This is a genomic window from Deltaproteobacteria bacterium, assembly GCA_003194485.1.
Taxonomy (GTDB): Bacteria; Desulfobacterota; Dissulfuribacteria; order Dissulfuribacterales; family UBA3076; genus UBA3076.
Map to the genome: position 1 here is coordinate 259,110 of PQXD01000001.1, position 22,523 is coordinate 281,632.

Annotated in this window: 26 protein-coding genes and 1 pseudogene; 11 read left to right on the forward strand and 16 right to left on the reverse strand. The window is 47.3% G+C overall.

The window, feature by feature from the left end:
- Nucleotide 1: 1 nt before the first annotated feature.
- Nucleotides 2-1,033 (reverse strand): molybdopterin-binding protein, encoded by a 1,032-nt coding sequence (locus tag C4B57_01280; GenBank protein PXF56106.1) that lies wholly within the window; start codon nt 1,031-1,033, stop codon nt 2-4.
- 9 nt (nt 1,034-1,042) lie between these two features.
- Entirely contained in the window at nt 1,043-1,657 is a 615-nt protein-coding gene (locus tag C4B57_01285) for a formylmethanofuran dehydrogenase (protein ID PXF56157.1), read from the reverse strand.
- A gap of 226 nt (nt 1,658-1,883) precedes the next feature.
- Here C4B57_01285 and C4B57_01290 point away from each other — a divergent pair, with 226 nt between their 5' ends.
- Genes C4B57_01290 through C4B57_01300 form a run of 3 tightly spaced genes read left to right on the forward strand, consistent with a single transcriptional unit; the run spans nt 1,884 to nt 3,738 of the window.
- Nucleotides 1,884-2,270, forward strand: a complete 387-nt coding sequence (locus C4B57_01290; protein ID PXF56107.1) for a phosphoribosyl-AMP cyclohydrolase — start codon at nt 1,884-1,886, stop codon at nt 2,268-2,270.
- Complete coding sequence (locus tag C4B57_01295) at nt 2,267-3,139, forward strand: ATP phosphoribosyltransferase (GenBank protein ID PXF56108.1); 873 nt, start codon at nt 2,267-2,269, stop codon at nt 3,137-3,139. Before C4B57_01290 ends, C4B57_01295 begins: the two co-directional genes overlap by 4 nt.
- On the forward strand, nt 3,025-3,738 hold the full coding sequence (locus C4B57_01300; protein PXF56109.1) for a hypothetical protein: 714 nt from the start codon (nt 3,025-3,027) through the stop codon (nt 3,736-3,738). The genes C4B57_01295 and C4B57_01300 overlap by 115 nt, the downstream gene beginning before the upstream one ends.
- 107 nt (nt 3,739-3,845) lie before the next feature.
- Here C4B57_01300 and acpS read toward each other — a convergent pair whose 3' ends face one another.
- Genes acpS through C4B57_01325 form a run of 5 tightly spaced genes read right to left on the reverse strand, consistent with a single transcriptional unit; the run spans nt 3,846 to nt 9,205 of the window.
- Complete coding sequence (gene acpS / locus C4B57_01305) at nt 3,846-4,223, reverse strand: 4'-phosphopantetheinyl transferase (protein ID PXF56110.1); 378 nt, start codon at nt 4,221-4,223, stop codon at nt 3,846-3,848.
- A 4-nt stretch (nt 4,224-4,227) separates the two neighbouring features.
- Nucleotides 4,228-5,397 (reverse strand): pyridoxine 5'-phosphate synthase, encoded by a 1,170-nt coding sequence (locus C4B57_01310; protein PXF56111.1) that lies wholly within the window; start codon nt 5,395-5,397, stop codon nt 4,228-4,230.
- Nucleotides 5,394-6,368, reverse strand: coding sequence for a phosphate starvation-inducible protein PhoH (locus tag C4B57_01315; GenBank protein PXF56112.1), 975 nt, complete (start codon nt 6,366-6,368; stop codon nt 5,394-5,396). The genes C4B57_01310 and C4B57_01315 overlap by 4 nt, the downstream gene beginning before the upstream one ends.
- The gene (locus C4B57_01320; protein PXF56113.1) at nt 6,365-8,113 is read right to left on the reverse strand and encodes a hypothetical protein; all 1,749 of its coding nucleotides are present in this window, start codon (nt 8,111-8,113) and stop codon (nt 6,365-6,367) included. The genes C4B57_01315 and C4B57_01320 overlap by 4 nt, the downstream gene beginning before the upstream one ends.
- A 21-nt stretch (nt 8,114-8,134) precedes the next feature.
- The gene (locus C4B57_01325; protein ID PXF56114.1) at nt 8,135-9,205 is read right to left on the reverse strand and encodes a magnesium transporter; all 1,071 of its coding nucleotides are present in this window, start codon (nt 9,203-9,205) and stop codon (nt 8,135-8,137) included.
- Between the two features lie 22 nt (nt 9,206-9,227).
- On the opposite strand from C4B57_01325, the gene C4B57_01330 reads away from it, so the two are divergent.
- The 4 genes from C4B57_01330 to C4B57_01345 all read left to right on the forward strand — a co-directional run bounded on the left by C4B57_01330 (nt 9,228) and on the right by C4B57_01345 (nt 12,127).
- Nucleotides 9,228-9,482, forward strand: a complete 255-nt coding sequence (locus C4B57_01330; GenBank protein PXF56115.1) for a hypothetical protein — start codon at nt 9,228-9,230, stop codon at nt 9,480-9,482.
- Between the two features lie 18 nt (nt 9,483-9,500).
- Entirely contained in the window at nt 9,501-10,493 is a 993-nt protein-coding gene (locus C4B57_01335) for a diguanylate cyclase (protein ID PXF56158.1), read from the forward strand.
- 7 nt (nt 10,494-10,500) lie between these two features.
- Complete coding sequence (locus C4B57_01340; protein PXF56116.1) at nt 10,501-11,319, forward strand: peptide ABC transporter permease; 819 nt, start codon at nt 10,501-10,503, stop codon at nt 11,317-11,319.
- A gap of 559 nt (nt 11,320-11,878) precedes the next feature.
- A complete protein-coding gene (locus tag C4B57_01345; GenBank protein PXF56117.1) occupies nt 11,879-12,127 on the forward strand; it encodes a hypothetical protein in 249 nt (82 codons plus the stop codon).
- 150 nt (nt 12,128-12,277) lie between these two features.
- Here the strand turns inward: C4B57_01345 and C4B57_01350 are convergent, their stop codons facing one another.
- The 6 genes from C4B57_01350 to C4B57_01375 form a co-directional block, all read right to left on the reverse strand.
- On the reverse strand, nt 12,278-12,691 hold the full coding sequence (locus tag C4B57_01350) for a DNA-binding protein (GenBank protein ID PXF56118.1): 414 nt from the start codon (nt 12,689-12,691) through the stop codon (nt 12,278-12,280).
- 8 nt (nt 12,692-12,699) lie between these two features.
- Entirely contained in the window at nt 12,700-12,945 is a 246-nt protein-coding gene (locus C4B57_01355; protein PXF56119.1) for a hypothetical protein, read from the reverse strand.
- A gap of 296 nt (nt 12,946-13,241) precedes the next feature.
- Nucleotides 13,242-14,561 carry a hypothetical protein gene (locus C4B57_01360; protein PXF56120.1) on the reverse strand — a complete coding sequence of 440 codons (1,320 nt, stop codon included), beginning with the start codon at nt 14,559-14,561 and terminating at the stop codon, nt 13,242-13,244.
- Nucleotides 14,562-14,704: 143 nt separating this feature from the next.
- Nucleotides 14,705-14,914 carry a hypothetical protein gene (locus C4B57_01365; GenBank protein PXF56121.1) on the reverse strand — a complete coding sequence of 70 codons (210 nt, stop codon included), beginning with the start codon at nt 14,912-14,914 and terminating at the stop codon, nt 14,705-14,707.
- Between the two features lie 221 nt (nt 14,915-15,135).
- Nucleotides 15,136-15,528, reverse strand: coding sequence for a hypothetical protein (locus C4B57_01370; protein PXF56122.1), 393 nt, complete (start codon nt 15,526-15,528; stop codon nt 15,136-15,138).
- 3 nt (nt 15,529-15,531) lie between these two features.
- On the reverse strand, nt 15,532-15,765 hold the full coding sequence (locus C4B57_01375) for a type II toxin-antitoxin system prevent-host-death family antitoxin (protein PXF56123.1): 234 nt from the start codon (nt 15,763-15,765) through the stop codon (nt 15,532-15,534).
- A gap of 66 nt (nt 15,766-15,831) precedes the next feature.
- Here C4B57_01375 and C4B57_01380 point away from each other — a divergent pair.
- Nucleotides 15,832-16,176, forward strand: a pseudogene (locus tag C4B57_01380) (NAD-dependent dehydratase).
- 47 nt (nt 16,177-16,223) lie between these two features.
- On the opposite strand, the gene C4B57_01385 reads toward C4B57_01380, so the two are convergent.
- Nucleotides 16,224-16,502, reverse strand: coding sequence for a hypothetical protein (locus C4B57_01385; protein PXF56124.1), 279 nt, complete (start codon nt 16,500-16,502; stop codon nt 16,224-16,226).
- 296 nt (nt 16,503-16,798) lie between these two features.
- On the opposite strand from C4B57_01385, the gene C4B57_01390 reads away from it, so the two are divergent.
- The 3 genes from C4B57_01390 to C4B57_01400 all read left to right on the forward strand — a co-directional run bounded on the left by C4B57_01390 (nt 16,799) and on the right by C4B57_01400 (nt 21,141).
- Entirely contained in the window at nt 16,799-18,400 is a 1,602-nt protein-coding gene (locus C4B57_01390) for a glycogen synthase (protein ID PXF56125.1), read from the forward strand.
- A 209-nt stretch (nt 18,401-18,609) separates the two neighbouring features.
- Nucleotides 18,610-19,665 (forward strand): hypothetical protein, encoded by a 1,056-nt coding sequence (locus C4B57_01395; GenBank protein PXF56126.1) that lies wholly within the window; start codon nt 18,610-18,612, stop codon nt 19,663-19,665.
- 423 nt (nt 19,666-20,088) lie between these two features.
- Complete coding sequence (locus tag C4B57_01400) at nt 20,089-21,141, forward strand: alcohol dehydrogenase (protein ID PXF56159.1); 1,053 nt, start codon at nt 20,089-20,091, stop codon at nt 21,139-21,141.
- Nucleotides 21,142-21,509: 368 nt separating this feature from the next.
- On the opposite strand, the gene C4B57_01405 is transcribed toward C4B57_01400, so the two are convergent.
- Nucleotides 21,510-21,800, reverse strand: coding sequence for a hypothetical protein (locus C4B57_01405; GenBank protein PXF56127.1), 291 nt, complete (start codon nt 21,798-21,800; stop codon nt 21,510-21,512).
- 353 nt (nt 21,801-22,153) lie between these two features.
- Entirely contained in the window at nt 22,154-22,357 is a 204-nt protein-coding gene (locus tag C4B57_01410; GenBank protein ID PXF56128.1) for a hypothetical protein, read from the reverse strand.
- Between the last annotated feature and the right edge of the window lie 166 nt (nt 22,358-22,523).

Sequence of the window (22,523 nt, forward strand, 5' to 3'; positions counted from 1 at the left end):
TTCAGCCTTTGCCAAAGGGGCACAGCGGATAACTACACCTCTTACAGTTAAGACACAGTCCGCCGTGGCCCAAAGCCGCAATCTTTCCCCGGTCTATGCGTTCTCCGGCCAATACCCTGGGAAGCACCAGATCCAATACGGTGGTGCGGAAATACATGGCACAGGCCGGAATCCCCAGGACGGGCACATCCCCGATACGGCTCACCAGAAACATGGCCCCGGGTAAAACCGGACTTCCATACACTATGTCCGTTGCGCCGGCCTTCTCGATTGCCTTACGGGTCACGTCATCCGGGTCAACTGACATCCCGCCTGTGCATAAAATCAATTCGGTCCCCATGCCAAGGACCTTTTTTATCTCTTCCAGGATCATTCCGGCATCGTCCGGGACCAGAGAATATGATAACACATCGACGCCGTAGTCCTTGAGTTTTTCCTTCATTATTGGGCCGAAGGCGTCTTTTATTCGACCTTCAAATACCTCTTGACCGGTAACTAAAACGGCACCCCTCCTGATCTTCCAGGGAAGGACCCGGATGAGCCCGCCGGCATTTGATGCGATTGATACCGCCTCATCCACTACCTGCCTCGGCACCACAAGCGGTATCGCCCTTCCTGCGGCCACAAGATCTCCCTTTTTGACCACCGTGTTGTCATGCCAGGTGGTAAGCATTACCTCTCCAAGGAGGTTAAGGGCCAGCAAGCGCCGGCGGTCTACCCGCAACAGGCCTTCTGCCTCTGCGCGGAAACCCACCTTGCCTTCAGACGGCTGGCTGTCATATTCAATGCCAGGGCCGGCTATGGCCTGTGCCATGGCGAGCGCTGCTTCATCTTCATGCAGTTCATCCCCTGAAAGCTCCAGCACGTAAATGTGATTTTTCCCCATGCGCTGCAAATGGGGTATGTCGCTGTCCTTGATCACATGACCTTTCTTGAAGGTGGGACCCTTTTTCTCCCCAGGGATTATCTCGGTCATGTCATGGGGAAGGACCATCCCCGCTGCCTCTGTCACAGGAACCGTTTTTAGGGCCATGAACTACCTTTAAACTGCCTGCAAAACTTTATAGTAGGCACCGTGCGCGCAGGCTCGACATAATATTTTGCCGTCTTTCTCTACTTCCCTGCAGTCCTGCACGTAGTCACCACAGGACTCACAGCGCACCCTTCTGATAGGTCTTCCCGGCAGGTCAGAGGCAGGCACTTCTACTTCGACCTCCTGAACCTTGAAGAGCTCATCATCATTCATCAGCTTATAGGCCTGTAATTGACGCCTGTACTTGTCTTCTATTTCCGGGCAGTACTTCCGCGAAAGCTCTCTTGACTCTTCTCTCGCAATTATCCTGTAGGCCTTACCGGTCTTCAGGTGCACAAAAGTCGCTGCCATTATCCCATAGTCCACCCATCTCAAAGAGCGTTTGCCAAGGGAGCATCCGGTAACAGATTGTATGGCATCGCTGGCACACCGGTCAATTTCCACATAGACCATGAAAGATCTGCGGTCCTGCCCCCTTGGATCATCTATACCCAGGAGGCGCAATCCAAGGACGGCGAGGCGCACGCCAAGGACCTGGCCGGCGCACAAATGCCCATGCAGCCGGACCGATTCATCCAGGAGATCCTCAAAGGACCTTTCAGAAATTCTGGTCGTCGATTTCATCTTCATCTTTTATGCCTTGTTTGTGTCTGCATGTGATACAGAGGTTAGCTTTTAAAAAGCGGTTGTGTCAATAATGTTTTGGCCCGATATTGCCGTATTCCTCTATTTTTTATATACAGGGGAGGCTTCGGCGTATCAAGTATTACCGATCTACATGAGGTGATTATCCGCAAATATATTCAACTCTTCTTGACATAGCTATCCCTGACCATTAAAAATCCGCTTCATGGCAAATGCAAAAGATCTCTGCTTTGACAAGGGAAATGGCCTGCTCCCGGTGATAGCCCAGGACCATGAGACGGGTGAAGTGCTCATGCTGGCCTATATGAACAGGCAGGCATGGGAAAAGACTCTGGAGACAGGCAAGGTCCATTACTGGAGCCGTACAAGGGACAAATTGTGGCTCAAGGGCGAGTCCTCCGGCCATGTTCAGTTACTGAAGGCCGCCTATGCGGACTGTGATCTGGATACAATACTTGTAAAGGTGGAACAATTGGGTGGTGCGGCCTGCCATAAAGGTTACAGGAGCTGCTTTTACCGGGAAGTCCGCGGAGAATCCCTGGTCATTATCGGAGAACCTGTTTTTGATCCCAAGGAGATTTACAAAAAGTGAACCAACTTAAGCTGGGTATCCCGAAAGGAAGTCTTGAAAAGGCAACAATTGAGCTCTTTGCAAAATCAGGGTGGCGTATAGATGTCCACCACAGGAGCTATTTTCCCAGTATAGATGATCCCGGTATCGCCTGCAGCATCTGCAGGGCCCAGGAGATGTCCCGTTATGTTGAGCAGGAAATCCTGGATGTCGGCATTACAGGCCGCGATTGGATCCTGGAGAATGACTCGGATGTAATAGTTGTAGCAGACCTGATATACTCCAAGGTAAGCAGACGCCGTGCCCGATGGGTCCTGGCAGTACCGGCGGATTCTCCTTATCGTTCTGTCAAGGACCTTGAGGGCAAGAAGATAGCCACAGAGCTTGTCAACTTCTCGAAGCGTTATTTTTCAGAACGGGGAGTAGACGTAAGTGTTGAGTTCTCATGGGGGGCCACAGAGGGCAAGATTGCCTCCGGGCTTGCAGATGCCATTGTTGAGGTAACAGAGACCGGGAGCACCATCAAGGCCCACGGCCTGGTGATTATAGAAGAGCTGATGCAGTCGAATCCCCAGTTGATAGCCAACAAGCCGGCCTGGGAAGATCCCTGGAAAAGGAAGAAGATCGAACAGATATCCATGCTCCTGCAGAGTGCGTTGCGGGCGGATCGTCTCGTGGTGCTCAAGATGAATGTTCCCAAGGAAAAGCTGCAGCCGGTAGTGGATATACTGCCCAGCCTCAATGCCCCAACGGTTTCTACGCTGTATAAGCAGGAGTGGTGCTCCGTGGAGACTGTAATAAACGAAGCCGAGGTCAGGGAGCTTATTCCACGGCTTATGGCTGCAGGTGCCCAGGGAATCATAGAACATTCCCTCAACAAAGTCCTTTAGATCCGGTGACGGCCAGAATTACCAAGGCTGCTTTTGTTACGAGCGTTTTCAAGCCTTCACAATTTCCATTAACCGGTTTGCCGGAAGTGGCCTTTGCAGGCCGATCCAATGCAGGGAAGTCATCTCTCCTGAATCGTATCCTGGGGAGGCACAATCTTGTAAAGGTCAGCTCGAGGCCCGGTTTCACCCGGTCCCTGAACTTCTTTCTTGTCAATGATTCCGTCTACTTCGTCGACCTGCCGGGCTACGGGTACGCAAAGGCCCCGAAACACGTACAGAGTAAGTGGCACAGGCTGGTAGAGGGCTATATCGAGACCAGAAAGCCTCTCAGCGGAGTGGTGTGCATATTTGACATGAGGCGGGTACCGGATCAGCTGGACCTGGACCTCTTGGACTATCTGCATGCCCTGGGAAGGCATGTCTGGTTAGTCCTGAACAAGGCGGATAAGATCTCTCAACCCAAAAGACAGGGGCAGATACAGGCTATCCGCCGCCGGCTTCCCGGATTTATTGACAAACCCCTGATTATTTCCGCCCGCACAGGAGAGGGTGTTCAACTCCTGCTTGAAGCAATCTGGCTGTGGCTTGGTCTGGCGTAATTTGAAATTTGAAATTGGAAATTAGAAATTTGGGAAAGATGAAACAAAAGCATGAAGGCCGGATTTCCAATTTCTAATTTCAACGTTCCGTGAACGCTTACACTAATTTAAGCAGTAAGTATCACCACCGCAGTGGCATATTCTCCTTCATGCGAAAGGCTGACATGCCATGCGCCGGCTCCCATGTCCGTTGCCTTTTTTAATGTCGGGCCGGAAAGGCGCAGTACGGGCCTCCCGGAAGGCTCATGGGTAACAGCTATCTGACGCCAGGTCACCCCGGATCTCATACCTGTGCCCAGGGCCTTGGAGCAGGCCTCTTTTGCGGCAAAACGGAGTGCGAGGTTCTGGGCCGGTTTTTTGTGCCTCAGACAGTAGGAGCATTCTTCACTGGTAAATACCCTGGATAGAAATCTCTCGCCCCAACGGTTAACAGCCCTTTCGACCCTTGGGATATGAACCAGGTCTATTCCTAAGCCTATGATCATTAAATCACTCTAAATAACCTTTTTTGACCAGAGAAAGCATCTCCCTTACAGCCCTTTCCATTCCCACAAAAACGGCACGTGATATTACGGCGTGCCCTATACTGAACTCCTGTATCTCACTCACTGCCGCAAGCCTTGCGGTATTGCGATAGTTAAGCCCGTGACCTGCGTGGACACGAAGACCCAGGTCGCCGGCTGCTCTTGCCATAGTTACTATTTGTCCGAATTCCCTGTCTTCAGTCTCCGAGGAAGGGGCATCCGCGTATCGTCCGGTATGGATTTCTATGCAATCCGCTCCTGTCTGTTTTGCCGCCTCAATCTGCTTTTGCTCCGGATCAACAAAAAGGCTAACCGGTATGCCTGCATCGTGCAGCCGGGTTACAGCTTTGTCCAGGTGTTTTTCAAGATTTACTACATCCAGTCCTCCCTCTGTCGTGATCTCTTCACGATTTTCCGGCACGAGGGTGACTATGTCGGGCTTAATATCAACGGCTATTCCTATCATTTCATCTGTCGCGGCCATTTCCAAAGTAAGCCTTGTCTTTACGGTCTGCCTGAGTAACCTGACATCCCTGTCCTGGATATGACGGCGATCTTCCCGCAGGTGGACGACGATACCGTCGGCGCCTGCGATCTCAACTATTCCGGCGGCAGTAACCGGGTCCGGTTCCGTGATTCCTCTTGCCTGCCTGATTGTAGCTACGTGGTCAACATTGATACAGAGATCCGCCATTGTTTTCTCCTTATACAAAGTGTCTGATAATGCCTGCTCCATACGTGTCATGCGTTCTGCCTCAGCCTGGCCCAATTCGTGATCTTCTCCCAGGAGATGAAGAAGGCCGTGTATCAATAACGCCTCAAGTCTCTGCTCCAGGTTAATGCCCGCATTCGCGGCCTCGCGCCTTGCAGTATCTATTGATATTACTATATCGCCAAGCAGGTCATTCCCGGGCTGCGGGAGATCTGCTCCCTGCTGCCCGAATGAAATGACATTGGTAGGGCAGGGCCTTTTCAACCATAGCTTATTGAGGCGCGCCATCTCGGCATCATCTACAAGAAGGATGCTGAGCTCTGCGTCAGGTCGTTCGATGGACCTCAAGAGTATTTCAGCCGCACGCCTGAAGCGGATCAGGGGCAGTAATTTTGAATATGTTTGCCTGATCAGGACTGTCACTCAACTCTTTGCCCTTCTTCTTCATAGGCCTGGATAATCCGTCGCACAAGCCTATGTCTTACTACGTCCTGTTTGGAGAAATTAATAAAAGCTATGCCATCTATGCCTTGCAGGATATCCCTTGCCTCCAGGAGACCGGATCCGCGCTTTTCCGGGAGGTCAATCTGCGTGATATCCCCGGTAATTACAGCCTTTGAGTCGTAACCCAACCTGGTGAGAAACATCTTCATCTGTTCAGACGTGGTGTTTTGGGCCTCATCCAGGATAGTAAAGGCATCGTTCAATGTCCTGCCCCGCATGAAGGCAAGCGGAGCGATCTCGATGACCCCGCGGTCCAGAAGCCGCGAGACCTTTTCAAAGGAGAGCATATCGTACAGGGCATCATAAAGCGGCCTCAGGTAAGGATTCACCTTTTCCGCAAGGTCGCCTGGCAGAAAGCCGAGCTTCTCTCCGGCTTCAACGGCCGGCCTTGCCAGTATAATTCTGGCCACCTTTTCCTTGATAAGGGCCGAGACGGCCATGGCCATGGCCAGATAAGTCTTGCCGGTCCCGGCGGGGCCGATTCCAAAGACTATGTCGTTTGTCCGCATGGCCTCAACGTAAAGCTTTTGTGCCAGGCTCTTCGGCGTGACGAGTCTCTTTCCGGAATTTACGCACAGGTTGTCCAGAAAAATATCTCTGAGGTGAGCCCTTGGATCTGAGCTGAGGATTCGGATAGCAAACTCCACGTCATTTGAATGGAGCGGGTAGCCCTGTTTGATGAGTTCATAAAGCTGGGAGCAGGTACGGTTCGCAAGGTCCGCTCCTATAGGATCACCCGTGATGGTGATCTGGTTTCCTTTGACATGTATGGTGACCTTTAAGAGATCTTCGATGATCTTGAGATTTCTCCCCTGTTCTCCATAAAGGCTTAAAGCCAGTGAATTATCATCAAAGTATAGCTGCCGTGGGTGATGGGAAACCTTTTTCATATATCTCCGAGGGCCCTGTCATATAATTTTCCTACACCATATTCCTTTCTCCTCAGGAACTTCTCCCATGGCGGGCCGATAATCTGCATCTCAGGGTGTTCCTTTTGGACCTCAAGGGCTATCTTCATCTCCATCGTACAGCCGGTGCTGTAAGTAGCGTCTTTCCCTATCCACTCGGGCGGTATCTTTTCATCCATGAGCTCAAAGGCCTTTTCAATGTCGTCTACGGTCTGGAACCTCCATGTGTCTATCAGCCCGCTCCTCTGCACAATCTCCCACATATACATAATATCATCGGCGTCCATGCCTGGCTCAAAGTGTTCAGCCGGGTTTATCACTACCACCCCTTCCTGCCTCTCGCGAAGGTAATCCACAAACACTTTAAGTATCTTTTTTGCAGTCTCCAGCTGGTGCGGTATGCTTCCAACAATAGCGCTGTAGAATACTATGGTCTTGCCCAGGCGCTTTTTTGTCCTCAGATCGTTGATCATGGCTGCGGCCTTGGTCCTCAGATCCGCCTCTGAAAAACGTATGATCTTTGGATGACGCAGTTTTTCCCTGAGCACGAGTTTGCCGGGTTTTTTACAAACCATGGACAGTGCGTCTCTGGTGAACCGGAAGCGTGACCTGACAAAGCACTCGGCATCTTCCGCACTGCGGCTGATTACTATATCAGCTTCTTTGAATGCCCTGGCAAATGTTACCGATGTAAGAAGTGGATTAAAGTGTTCTTGCGTCCCATCTGAGATAACGTATAATGTTTTATCGCTTTTAAGTTTTTCCAGCAGTTCCTTCTTTGATATGTTTGGATCAGCAATAATCTCCGCCCCTGACAGCATCTCTTGAAGATAGGGATCTTCCGCTACGTCATTTAATGTGATCAGGTCGTAGCAGAAGGCCTTTTTGACAGACAGTATCACATTGATTCCCATACGTATCAGGATTTGTATCATGGCAAGATCAAGCAGTATCTCTCCTGCAGAGACTCCCATCCATAGCATATACCGTCTTTCTCCGGAACGGCCCCATTCTTTGAATATGTTTTTCAGCCATATCCAGCCCGAACCTTCTATTGGAGCCTTCATCATGGAGCGGAGTGCATCTGATGTTACCCGTTTTTCACTGGTCCAGAGTTCCGGATAGCCGGACAGGGCCATGAGACGGCGAAATTGCAGGAGGTGTATTCCAAAGCTTACCTCATCCAGCGGGGTATCTTCCTGCAGTTCCAGTCCACTGGGATCATTGAAGGCCTCCTTAAAGCTCTTTGACTTCAGGAGCTGGCATATTCTGCGATTTTTGGTCTCCTTGATTTTGGCCAGCGGGCGGTCAATCTCGCTGACCCTGATGAATATCTGGAGCAGCCTTTTTTCGAGTCTTGACGGGAGCATCACCAGCGAGGCGGTCTCGCGCCTGAACTTCATTCCCAGAAGGCTGAGCAGAAACTTTTGCTTGTAGGTGTCTTTCACCACCGAACGTACCAGGGGCTCAAGTCGTTCCCACACCTTTATATAGGCAAAGGTAAGCGGATCTCCTCCTTTTTTTTCAATAATAGTCTTGAAGATTTTGTCGGAACACGGGTAATAGTAGGGCTCTTCATCCAGCAGCACCATAAATCTCAACTGTTCCGGTGAAGCGACCTCTCTGGGGAATGCCTCATAGGCAAGATGGTTTTCAGTATAGAAGTTCGCAATCCAGGCATCTTTTTCAGGATCTAAACCAGAGAAGGACGCTGATGTCCGGTCCATGGGTCAGTCTGAAGCGCCTCCTTAAAACATCCTTTTCTTGATAAAGATATATACTGTTGTCCCGGATAACAGGAAGGACAGCCCCATTGTCAGGGCAAAGGCAAAAGGTGAGTCTTGAAAAGGAAGGGCGATGTTCATGCCGTAGATACTTGCAACCAGTGTGGGTAACATGAGAACGATGGTAACAGCGGTCAAGAATTTCATTACTATATTGAGATTGTTAGAGATTATGGAGGCAAATGCATCCATCATCCCGCTCAGGATGTCACTGAAGATCTTGGCCATTTCTATGGCCTGCCGGTTTTCGATCTGGGCATCTTCCAGTATGTCTTCGTTTTCCTCGTCTACACGTAAGTAACGACCGCTCTGAAGCCGGGCCATTACTAAGTCATTGGCCCTAAGACTCGTGTTGAAGTAAACCAAACTCTTTTCAAGGTTTAAGAGTTTTAGGAGTTCTTTGTTACGGACTGACCGGTGAAGCTCTTCCTCGTATTCATTGGTCAGTCTGTCTATGAGCCTGAGATGTCTTAAATAGGCATTTGCCACCCTGAGAAATATATTAAATACAAACCGGACGTGATCTTCGAGCAGACGTTTGGCCCATCTGGATTCCATGAGCCCTTCAAAAATCGGGGTCTCCTTGAGACAGATCGTTATTATGATCCGGCCTGTAACAATGATGCCCAATGGAATGGTCTCGTAGCGGACCATGTCCCCTTCGTGGCGCGGGTCCGGGATCTTTATGATGATCAAGAAATGATCTTCCTCCCGCTCTATCCGGGATGTCTCTTCCTCATCGAGCGGATATCTCAGGAACTCCGGGAGTATGCCCAGTTCATTCTGGATCCTGTCCAGTTCCTCAGGGGTAGGAGCCACCAGATTTATCCAGCTGCCCTGTTTGATATCAGAGCAACGCTCTACACCTTCATTATTTGGCCGAAAAACAGTAATCACCTGAAAAAGCTCTTTCTCAAAAGCGAATAAAAGAAGACCCTGATTCCGCTGAAAATACCCCGTCTGCCGCGTTGCTTCGATTTCTTCGTCCGCTTCTGCATTGCGCGCAGAACAGATTATTGCAAGGAAAATAACCATCTGGTTATCGGTTATCTTTGAAATGAGAGCCGGTCGCTTTTTACCAATAGATGCAGAGACAGTCAAGAGTCATCGACTTTGCGCACAACATTTTATTGAGCCACCTGTTGCGGTGCAATCAACGGCTGTACCGGAAAAATTGACGATATTGCAACAAATAAATTATAAAGATGGATCAGCAGAACAGTCGGCCAGGGAACTCGACAGGTTATTCCTGGCCGGAAGGAGTCGGACCGCCATCGTGTCTATTAATGGATTATCCGGATGTTTAATATGATCGTTTTCTGATATGGCAATGTTCTCGTATTTACTCAAAAAAATCATTATCCTTGTGCCCACCTTTCTGGGCATAACCCTCATATCTTTTATGGTGATGCACCTGGCCCCTGGAGAGCCCATGAGCCTGCAGGCCGACTTTAATCCCAAGATGACCCCTGAGATGAGGGAGCGTCTGAGGGCCCAGTACGGCCTGGACCGGCCTTTGCACATACAGTACTGGCAATGGCTTAAGGGACTTGCCGTGCTGGATCTGGGGCGGTCCTTTGCCCCGGACAGGAGACCCGTTTGGGACAAAATCAAGGAACGGCTACCGGTTACGCTGCTCATAAACGTCCTGGCAATAGGCTTGATACTTGTAGTTGCTGTCCCCCTGGGTGTGGCTGCTGCCGTGCGCCATAACAGCATGTTTGACCAGGTCAGCGCGGTCTTTGTCTTTATTGCCTATGCCGCCCCGGCTTTCTGGGTGGCCCTGCTCCTTATGCTCTACTTTGGAGTGCATCTGGGGTGGCTGCCCATCTCAGGTCTTCACAGCCTTATGGGGTATGAACAGATGCCGGTTTGGGAAAAGCTGCTGGACTGGTGCCGTCACCTAATACTGCCGGTGCTGGTATCTGCTCTGGGTGGACTTGCAGGACTGTCACGCTATACCAGATCCTCAATGCTTGAGGTCTTAAGGCAGGACTATATCACTACTGCAAGGGCAAAGGGTCTGCCGGAGAGAAAGGTGATCTACCGGCATGCCCTGAGAAACGCCCTCCTGCCCTTAATAACCATCCTGGGTCTTTCTATCCCGGGCCTCATCGGTGGCAGCGTGATCTTTGAATCCATCTTTGCAATACCGGGAGTAGGTCAGCTCATGTGGACCAGCGTTATGGCCAGGGACTATCCCCTGCTCATGGGGAACCTGGTCATAGTATCCATACTGACATTACTCGGAAACCAGTTGGCCGATATCGGCTATGCCCTGGCAGACCCGAGAATCCGTACAGGCATTCATATGGAGGATTGAGGGATTGATGGGCCGGCTGGCAAAAAATCCTTTGGCAGTGGCAGGACTTCTAATAGTCGGGCTTCTCTGTCTCGTTGCCCTTTCCGCCCCCTGGCTTGCCCCCTATGACCCGCAGGCAATAGATACCTGGCACATTCTTGAGTCACCTTCAAAGTCCCATCCATTTGGTACGGACTCACTCGGCAGGGACTGTCTTTCAAGGCTTATCTATGGAGCGAGAATATCGCTGCTGGTTGGGATTGTAGCTGTCGGGATTTCAACAGTCATTGGCACTATCCTCGGGTCCTTGGCCGGATTTTACGGCAAGTGGATAGACGGGCTGATAATGCGTTTTGTGGACATAGTACTCTGCTTTCCCACTATTTTTCTCATAATGGCCGTTATCGCCTTTCTTGAGCCATCAATTTTGAACATCATGGTGGTGATAGGTCTCACAAGCTGGATGGGGGTGGCCCGGCTCGTAAGGGCGGAATTCCTGAGCCTCAGGCAGCGCGATTTCGTGTTGGCAGCCAGGATATCAGGTGCCTCCAATACAAGGATAGTTTTTTCACATATCTTACCGAATGCAGTGGCTCCGATCCTTGTGGCAGCCACGCTTGGAGTCGGCGGGGCAATTCTCACCGAGAGCGCCCTTAGTTTTCTCGGAATCGGAGTGCAGCCTCCTACACCAAGCTGGGGCAATATGCTTACTGAAGGCAAGGACAACCTGGAGATAGCCTGGTGGCTTTCGATGTTCCCGGGCCTGGCAATCCTCGTGACCGTACTCGGGTACAATCTGTTGGGAGAAGGGCTGAGAGATGCCCTGGATCCAAGGATGAGGGACTGAAGTTGATTTATGTCAAAAAACCTGATTTTTTCAGCGGGCCTGAATGCATAACAACTGATTTTACCTCCCTGCGGAATGCGCTGAACCTGCTATATTTTTCATTATGGTATTCATGGAGTATTTCTATTTAAGATATATATGAAGAAAAAGGAGCCTTTTAATCCGGAATTACAAAAGATAAAAAATAGAGCTATTCGGCGAGAGAGCCCGAGCAACTATGTTGAGGCCGCTCAAGGACCTCGTGGGGGAGAATCATGGGCCTCTCACTGAATTCTGGAATCCGGATAAGGCCTGTCTGCGTGCGTTCACGCACAGGCAGGGATGATAGGCGGCTTGAAACAAAGCACGCCGGATACTGATAACGGTTAGGTCCAGGATTCGCTATAGGTGAGAGTTCCGCCGGACCTTTTGCAGGGGCTGTTACAGGCCCAACAGGAAACTTGCGCTTGTTAGACATCCAAATGTTTAACTAGCTGTTTTTAAAAAAGAAATATTTTAGCTTGACTTAGCTAATGAGGATTCGCCTTTTCATCTTAGATCTGCGGAAAATTTTAAGGAGGTGGCAGGTAAAAGTGAATTATGGATTTCAAGGCAGGTATTGAGGGAATATGCGGTTGTTATGACAAGAACCGGAATTGTAGAAAAACCGCTCTCTCCAGATGAAGTGGCCGCAGGCATAGAACAATGGGAAAGTATCTTTAAGATTGCAGATGAAACAGAGGAGGTTACAGCAATTCTTGTGGAAATGATTAAAGAATATGCTATAGAAGGTAAAAGTATCCATTCATTTACAGGCACCAAAGCTTGAGCTGAAAAAAGGGAATCCGTATGTTCATTCCGAAACAGCGTTCTATAGATCACATGTACCGAGTACGCTCTTCTGGGACAGAAAAAGGAGTGTCAGGTGGACGGCTAATTTCTATTTTCGAGGGCTGACCCCTTTGCTTTTGCTTTCCTTTTATGGAATTAGTGTGAAGCCTGCTGTCACAAAATGTTTGTCAAAGGAGAAGGCCTCTGTAATTCCATATTGTTTCATGACAACAAAGCTCACCGCATCTGTATAACTGAAATCTTGATCTTGATATTGCCGTAATATTGATTCCGCTTTTTCTTCAAGCATATTGTCAGAATAGATTTTGACAACCCGTGGACTCGATGCGATGTTTTCCAGAAAGGCGATGGCCGCCTGATATCCAATACAGCGACGTATCAAGATATGTGTTTCAGCGACGATAAGGTTTGTTGTTTTTAGAGGGTGATAGTTGCCAAGCAGCTCGGGATAGATCTTGACAGCCTTATCGTGGTGTTGATCAGAACTGTCTGCCAAAGCATACCAGGCGCCTGTATCAACAAATAACGTATTATGGTCCATGTAATACTCTATTTTTCCAATGAAACCAAATAGTCATCATGCTTTTCAGCGATGTCTTTTTTCCCAGAGGCTCCAAGATTTATGATGTTGAGGGCCGGATCTTTTTCCAGCGGAAGTCCGGCGATAAAATTAGAGATACATGAGCGGATAATGGCAGCCTTGGACTTTCCGCTGGTCTTGGACAAAAAACCAATAATTTTTTGCTGTTCCGGATCCAAATAGACCTGAACAGGTATTTTTTTGAGTTTTTTCATTGTACAAACTCCAGGTGTTATATATTATAATATATATAATAATGATATATAAAAAAGTGATTGTCAAACAGAAAAAATAAGCGAAAAAAGGAGAGTTGGCCGCAGACTCACGCATACCGACACAGATAGCAGATTCTCGTGGGCCTGGATGACTCAAGTTCGAGGGAATATGGCAAAAGGGCTTTAGTTACTTCTGCCACCTCCAGATCCAGTACGACCCCCATTAGCCCCCGAACAGGAAGATAGGGAGTCAGGTGGACGGCTAATTTCTATTTTCGAGGGCCGACCCCTTTGTTTTATTGAAAAGTACCGGCAAGCCACTGCGATAATCCGCACGGTGTTATGAAACGTACGTCCATACCTGCAAGCTCAACTGTCTGTTCCAGAGCCATATTCAACACGCTGAATTCCTTCGGCACATATGCTTCGATAAAGCTTCGGGCAGACCTATTAAGCTTGGCCTGCTTAAGTGAGGAATATTTGACTTCCAGACCATAGATTTCTCCGGCGTGTTCTATTACGAAGTCAACCTCAGCTCCGGCCTTACTCCGCCAGAACTTTAACGAACTTTGTAGCGGGAGCGCCTTGTAGATTTCCGTAAGGGCCCAGTTTTCAAGCAGTTGACCTCTGTCTGTTCTCAACTCTAATTCGCGTGAGAAATTATTCAGTAATTGGTTTCGAATACCATTGTCTATAAAAAACAGCTTTGGCGCTCCGGTAATTTCACGGCGCTTCCCGCCGGCAAACGGGTAGGCTTTTTTTACTATGTGGCTCTCCTCCAAAATCTCGATGTAGGCATTGATGGTACCCACGTCCACGTTGCAGATGGAAGCCAACTCTGAGAAATTTACCAGGTTGCCGATTTGTCCGGCTAACAGAGCTAACAATTTCCGGAAGGCGTCCACTCGCTTAATTTTGAACAAATCAGAGGCGTCCCGGAGTATGAGCGCTTCTACAAGATCGTTCAGCAGCATCACTTTTTCAGCATAGTCTGCCGCGAGATAAACGGCAGGATAACTTCCCAATACAAGTTGATGGGCAACAATTTGTTCACAAATATGCCTTGCGGCCACAGGATTTGGCGGATTGGTATGGGTCACTAACTCTCGCATGCTGAACGGCAATAGTTGTCGCCGGGTGGCTCTTCCGGCCAGTGATTCTCTGGTTCTGCTTGTCAGATGAAACGAGGATGATCCAGTGACCAGGATGGGAATATTCAGTTTACTGTCTACGAGGCCTTTGATAAAAAGTCCCGCCTCTTCCATGTGCTGGATTTCATCCACAAAGATCACTCTGATAAATGGATAGTCTTCCCGCAGATGTTCTGCAAAATCAACATGAGAAGTACACCCCATCCGCAGTAGTGGATCTTCCATGTTGAGAAACAGAATATCCGGGGCGAACTGGCGGAGGAGATGCCAAGCCAGTGTCGATTTTCCCGACTGCCGAGGGCCGACAACCAACAATGTCCGATTACTCCGGACAACAGTATGTTCCATATCCCGCTGTACATATTCAAGCGGAAGAAATCTATCAATGATTTCCGCGGCCTTCTTGGGATTGGTTACCCAAGGATTCATTTGTCTTATCCTGTTCTTTACCTCGATACTGAGCATGTCTTCTCTCGTCTCCTAAAAAACGGTGGTCTTATAATCAATATAAGCAGGGCTAAACAAGATTGTCAATCGAAATTAGCCTGTATTTGACGTGGGGGGCGTTGGCAATTTAAATTAGCCACAGACAAGGCGGGGCTGTGGCCTTATTGAGATTCCCCGTCAAGAATATCGTGAGTTCCGATTGCTCGAAAAATCAATCCGTTTTCAAGAAATTGAAAAGTGAAACGATATTTCATGGCAATTGATCCCTCCCGCCGATTCTTTGTTCCCTGGATTCGCTTAACTCTGAGCGAGGGGTGTGACGTTTCGGAACTTGTCGGAAAGGGGGACGTCGTGCAGAGCGTGCCTGACAGGTTATCTGAACCGGGCAGAATCTTTCAAATCTTCATATAAGATAAAGGATTGAATAATTCTCGCTCAAAGACGCCAAGGCGCAAAGGGAAAGAGGAATAATCTTGGCGTTTTTGCGTCTTTGCGCGAGAAATTATGCGGAATTTAGGGGACCGAGTTAGTTTAATGAGCTGGGGACCTATTGGTTTGGAGAAGACACGGAGGGCATTCTTACGGTTCATTCTTACCAGACAGCTTGTACATGTGGATATTCTATAATTTTTCTATCCTTTGTCAAAAGCGTTAAATTATGAGTTCTTGCAGTGGCTACAATGATTCGATCTGCCGGGTCTTTATGGAAACTGCCAGGAAGATTGCATGACTCCATCGCTATTTCAGGCGTTAACTCAATTACCCGTAAACCGCTGTTCCCAATAGCATCGTTTAGCCAGCGCTTCGGATCAATTTTTACATTTATGTGCCCTTTGGTCACCATCATTGCAAATTCCCATATGGAAATCGAGGCAATGGCGCGTTGATCGGTTTGCGTCTTTTTAATCAATCTTTTGACATTATCGGACAGCAGCTTCGTTGCGCTATGCGCCCATATCCAGGTGTGCGTATCCAGTAGAATCATAACTTAATCAAGTTCCCATGCGTCAGGATCAATGACCGGTTCGGTTAAATCTCCAATAGTTTCAACAAGACCTTCCATGCTTCCGAGGAGAGGATCTTTTTCGTTCTGCCGCGCAAAGTGCACCAGCTTCGCAATCGGCTTGCCTCGTTTGGTAATAACCACCTCTTTATGTGTTACCTTGACCTGGTCAAGGATCTTAAAACAATTTGTCCGGAATTTTGCGGCATTGATTTCCATTTATTGATCACCCCCCTATATGATTGTGTACATTTTAATATGTACTAATAGTAAAGTCAATCTTTGGACATCGTTCGTGGTTTCCTGATGGTGGCCGAATCGGACAGATCATTAGGTGAAGTCATAAATATAGGAAGCAACTTCGAAATATCCATCGGGGATACGGTGAATTTGATCGCTGAAATCATGAATACCCAAATAGAGATCCAAACTGATGATCAACGTATTCGCCCGGACAAAAGTGAGGTGGAAAGACTCTGGGCGGATAACACCAAAGCCAGGGAACTTACGGACTGGGAACCTCTCTATGCCATGCGGGAAGGATTCAAAAAGGGCCTTGCAGAGTCAGTTGAGTGGTTCACCAATCCTGATAATCTGAGATTATATAAGGCAGATATCTATAACCTGTAATTCCTCCAGATTGAGGAGATATCCCAGCTTGTGGCCTGTCCCCCATTTCACCTCCACCCTTCTAAGGCTACAGCAACTTCGGGTCTAAGGAGTCTTGATTTAGCCGGTTTGAGGCCCTTTACTTTCACATAAACGACCCTTTGATCTGGCTCTCTTTGCCTCTCGGCTAATTGCATGCTCCACTCGTTATATTGTTCATCTCCTTCAACCTGAAGGACAATCTGGGCATTTCGCGGTATGTTGACCGCAAATTCAGGATGCTCCACCACATAACGGTCAAACTCTGTGACTAATATGGCATGCTTTCTCTCTAAGATAGAGATCATCTATTTACCCTCCAGAAAAGTTTTTGGGTCCTCGACGTTTTCTGTGATTTGATATATGGCTATATCAAATCACAGAAAACGTCGAGGACCCTTTATGATGTGGGGCGTGACAGTCAAGTTATTCTGGTCTATAGTCTTTGACTTTGCTATCTGAAGAAGGGAAATCTCAATTTCCCGAGCAGTGGTTAACGCATCTCCAGTAACTTATGTGGAGCTAACTCAACAGTCATACAGGCTGTTGGCTGAAGACTGTCAGGTCAGATTGTGCTTTTCGGCCTATTGCCGATAGGGATATTATGGAGATATTGAGAGACAAAAAAAGGCGGAGCCGCCTGAAATCCATCTGGATAGTGACCCGTGAATACAGAGGGATAGCCGGTGCAGGCGGAGTCAAGGATGTGAGCCGGGAGCTTGCTGAATCACTGGTGCGTGCCGGTTATGAGGTTTCGCTTATCATGCCTCGTTACGGCTTTGTAAAGCCGGAAGAGACGGGTTTCAGGACTCTCGGCCCTCAATTCGAGGTGGACGCAAACTATGCCCATGAGGAACGCAGGGAACGTGTAGGCTTTTGGCACCGGAAAACGAAGGGTGTTGACATAATACTTGTGGAGGCAGGCCGCTTTAGTGAAAAGCTGGGTGTTTACACATACACCGAGGCAGAAGAGTCTCTTGATCCAACTCGTAAAAAAGGGGAGGGGCACTTCGACTATTTTGCCATGAATATCCTGCTTCAGAAGGCGGCACTGGATTTTGCAATTTTCACAGGTGCCAGGCCGGACGTGTTCCATTGCCAGGATGGTCATACGAGTGTGCTTCCGGCCATGATGAGAGAAATCGAGGGCTTCCGGCACTATTTCAAGGGCAGCAGCGCCTTGATTACCATCCATAACGCAGGCTTAGGCTATCATCAGGGTGTGGCCGATCTGATATTCGCCGCGGCTATTACCGGGCTTCCCAGGAGGGTGATCTACAGATCTCTTCTCAACGGATATTTTAATCCGTTTCTTGCCGGTGCTGCTTATGTGCCTATAAATACGGTAAGTGAAAACTACGCGAGAGAGCTTCAGGAAACGGAGCTCGATGCCCTTACAGGCTGGCTGGGTCATGCCCTTAAAGACAGGGGCGTATTTATCGAAGGAATTACTAACGGCATAAATCCTGATGAGTTCAGCCCCAACCATCCGGAGAAATTAGGGCTTCCCGCGGCCTTTGATCCGGTCAGGGGTGATCTGGCCGGGAAGGCAATCTGCAAAAAGGAACTTATTATCAGACTGTTGTTTGGCGAGACTGACAAAGTCCAAATATATGGCTCTATTGAATACAATCCAAGCCAGCCGCTCTTGACTGCCGTGAGCCGGTTCACCGAGCAAAAAGGCCTGGATATTCTTGGTCAGGCCCTGGAAGGCCTGCTGACACTGGACAAGGAGGTTCAGGCAGTAATTCTTGGCAGTGGCAGCAGGGACATAGAGAATAATCTCACATCTTTGGCAGGGCACCCTGCCTATAAGGAACGGCTTGCGATAATCATCGGATATGATCCAGGGCTTGCAGACCTGATTTATGCTGCAGGTGATTTTTTTATAATTCCATCCCGATATGAGCCCTGCGGACTCACCGACTTTATGGCCCAGCTCATGGGAAATCTGCCCATTGTCCATGCCACCGGCGGCCTGGTCAAGGTAAGGGATGGTTTCAATGGTTTCTCTTATAAGGATCACACGCCTGATGCCCTCGTTCAGGCTGTGAGGAGGGCCTTAAAGACCTACAGGGATTCACCTGACACAATCAAGGAGATGCAGGTAAACGCGGTGCGTAACATTTATGAAAATTACACCTGGGATAAGGCAAGGAAGAAGTATATAAGACTCTATCGAAAGGCTGTGGAGTCGATAAGGTAACCTTGAACGGTGAGTTCTGAGACATCTCTTGATCAATAAACAATCAGAGCCTTCTGTCTCTTCCACACATTGCCGGTGCCTGTATCCCGTGACTGGTTATTTGGTCATTTATAATTATAATAGCAATGGCAAGGGCAGAAATAAAAATAACGTTGTTGCAAATACTTCCTAAGACGATAACCGGCAGCTATATAAGGTAAGGTAATATTTTGAAAACCTTGGTTTGCTATTCAAGAGAGAATATTAAAATAAAGGATACAGATATACCTGTTGTCGGAAGAGATGAAGTTTTAATCAGGACAATATTATGCGGGCTTTGTGGTTCTGATATTGTAAAAATAATAAGTCCTGATGTTAAGAAACCAGTTAGGCTTGGTCATGAAGTGGCAGGGGTAGTAGAAAAGATAGGTCCGGAAGTGAATAAAACAGGAAATGTTATAAAGAAAAATGATATAGTAGTAGTATCTCATCATATTCCATGCTACAGTTGTATTTATTGTGATCATGGAAATTATTCCATGTGTAGACATTTTAAGGAAACAAATTTAGATCCTCAAGGTTTTTCTGAGTATATAAGGCTTTCAGGAGAGCATATAAGATATAATACTTTTGTAGTTGAGGATAATAAGAATATAAAAAATGTTATTTTTACAGAACCTACTGCTTGCTGCCTCAGGGCAGTAAACAGAATAGATATAAAAGAGAATGATAATATTATGGTGGTTGGATGTGGAACAATTGGAATTATATTTATTTCTCTATTTAAGCTATTATATAATACAAAAGTCATAGCAATAGATATTAATTCAAATAAGTTAAAATATGCTAAAAAATTTGGAGCAGATCTAACCATTAATTCTAAAAGAGAAAATATAAAGGAAAAAATTTCTGAGTTCAGCAGCTCTGGGGCAGATGTAGTAGAACTTACAGTAACAACTCCACAAACTATTGGAATCGCTATGGATAGCGTAAGGCCTGGCGGGTATATACAGATTTTTGCTGGTCCTTCGACTCAGCAGGAGATTTCTATTAATTTCGAACATTTGTATAAAAAAGAATTAACTATTTTTTCATCGTATTCTGCAACACCTGAAGCCTTAAAAGAAAGCTTTTATTTTTTAAAAGATTACAGTCTGGATTTTAGTTCTTTAATATCTGAAATACTTCCAATTGAGCAGTTTAAAAAGGGATTGGATCTGGCTCTGTCTCAAAAGGCTTTCAAGATTTTATATTATTTTGATAAAAGCTTGATTAAATATATTTAAAAATAAAGAAAATTTAGACTAACAGAGTAAATATTCTTATGAACCCGTTATATCCTGCCTTGAACCGGTTACCTTTTTCCGGGTTTCAAAGCTCACTCATTGCGGACCGGAGAGCCAGTGCAATCCGGCCCGCGATCGAAACCCTGCAAAAGGCAAACCGCTCCTGCGGCAGGGGGCACGGATGGCAACCGTTCACTGGCAGGGGATATTTCTTTGAACAGTTTAACGGAAGCCCCCGTAGTTTTCTTGGCTTTTGCTGTGGGGGAAACCCCGGCTCCTGAGCGCAGCGAAGGAGAACGGGGAGGGGGCAAGACTCCCCCATGTCAAAAGCCTTAAGAAAACAAGGGGCTGAAGTGTTAAGTGAAAAGAAATATCCCCTGCCAGTGAACGTTTTGCGAATTAAGGATAGCTAATATGTCTAAAATGAAATGCGCTATTTTTTACGGGCCCATGGATGTAAGAATAGAGAAAGTGGAAATACCTGTTCCAACTGATGATGAGATATTAGTAAAAGTAAAAGCAGCTCTTACATGTGGAAGTGATTTAAAAACTTACAGACGCGGTCATCCAACCATGATTAAGCCTCCTTCACCATTTGGACATGAATTTTCCGGAGAGGTGGTGAAAATCGGCAGGAATATTAAAAGTAAAATTAAGGTCGGGGATAGAATAGTATGTGCCAATACTGCTCCCTGTGGTTATTGCTTTTATTGTAGATTGGGTAGGGAATCTATGTGTGAGGATTTGATTTATTTAAATGGAGCATATAGCCAGTATATAACTGTTCAAAAGAGAATTGTAGAGAAGAATACATTTATAATACCCGATGATATTTCTTTTGAGGAAGCTGCCCTGATGGAACCACTTGCATGTGTTGTTCATGGCATAGAGGAATCCGGAATTATGATGGGGGATAAAGTAGCAATAAATGGGGCAGGTCCTATCGGTCTTATGTTTGTAAAATTAGCATGTCTTAAGGGTGCTCATGTTATTGTTTCTGATTTAAGCAAAGATAGACTTAAAGCTGCGAAGAAAATGGGTGCCGGAGAGACCATTCAAATAAAAAAAGGTATTAATCAGGTGGAAGAAGTTAAATGTAGAACCGAAGGCGGCAGAGGTGTCGATGTAGCTATAGAGGCTACAGGAATTCCTGATGTTTGGGAAAAAACGTTGAAGATGGTAAGAAAAGGCGGTACAGCTAATTTGTTTGGGGGTTGCAGTCCGGGGACAACTGTTTCCATTGATACTGCACTTATTCATTATAATGAAATAACTATAAAAGGGATTTATCACCATACACCTCTTTATGTAAAGAAAGCTTTTGAACTTATTACAAATCGTACAGTAGATGCAAGGCACTTTATAACCGATACCGTACCTTTGGATGAACTTATTCCAACACTTGAGAAGGTGGGAAGGCAGGAAGGAATAAAATACAAAATAGATCTTGATTACACTTCAAAAAATCTGAGTTAGTGCGGTTTCCCCCACAGCAAAAGCCGGGAAAACTGCGGGGGCTTCCGTTAAACTGTTCAAAGAAATATCCCCTTCCAGTGAACGGTTGCCGTCCGTGCCCTGCCGCAGGAGCGGTTTGCCTTTTGCAGGGTTTTGGGTAGCGGGCCGGATTGCACTGCCTCTTTCGGTCTTGCGATGAGCGAGCTTTGAAACCCGGAAAAAGGTAACCGCTCCAAGGCAGATAACGGGTTCACCGGATATTTACCCGGAAGGAAGAGATAAACAGACCGAATGGGTTTGGCTGAAGCAAGAAAAAACGAGCAAACAAGTAGTAAGGTCGCCCCGCAATCTGTATGGATGCAAACATCAAGAAATAGGTATTGTATCTCCTAATGCCTCTTTGAAGCCCGCTTTGCCGCCCTGAGGGGATTGATCTTCCTGCCGGCAGCGTCTTTTAGGACTTCCTTCTTCACATGGGTCGCAAAGTTGCAGATTCCCTTTTGCCATTTCATTGCCGGATGCGGGTAAACTGAACAAAAATTGCCAGAGTCATAGTTTACGACCCTTGCACATCCCTCACACTGCTCAACTATTTCAAGGCAGGCCCCGCCCAAATACCTGCAACCATTTTTACTCATGAACTTGCACTGGGTTCCCGGCTTATTTGTAGTACATTCCATAACTCACTTCCCCTAATACACCAATATCTTGATTATTCCGCTATTCAAAAAAGGCTGTTTACTCCAAATTCAGCAAGTTGGCAAGATACAGAAAGAGGAGAGCCGCGGATGGCAAACGTTAACGGGCAGGGGATATTTCTTTTCACTTAACACTTCAGCCCCTTGTTTTCTAAGGCTTTTGACATGGGGGATGTCCTGCCCCCTCCGCATTCGCCTTACGCTGCGCTTGCGGCGATGCGGTTTCCCCCACAGCAAAAGCCAAGAAAACTACGGGAGCTTTCCGTTAAACTGTTCAACCCAAATTATGCACTTCAAACACCGAACAATAAGGAACAAATAGAAAAATTAGTAAGTTATGGTGTATTGTCCAGTTTGGAATGTTCACCCAAAAGGTGCATTCCACCGGAGTTAAAAATTGTTCGGTATTTGAAGCCACAAGGGGCAGCCAATTTTACCAAATCTGCTTTGTTGTCAGGCACTTGAAGTACAAAAGTACGTCTGCGTGCCTTCCGCCTCGCATCTTTGGCAAACTTGGCTGTTGCATAATTCGGGTTCAAAGAAATATCCCCTGCCCGTGGACGGTTTGTGCAGTGGACTTAAACTGATCACAGGATGCTTCTTCTGGAAACGATTTGCGTTAGCCCTGTAGTTTTCTTGGCCTTTGCCGCAAGGGAAACCCCGGCTCCGGAGCGCAGCGAAGGAGAACGGGGAGGGTCCCATACT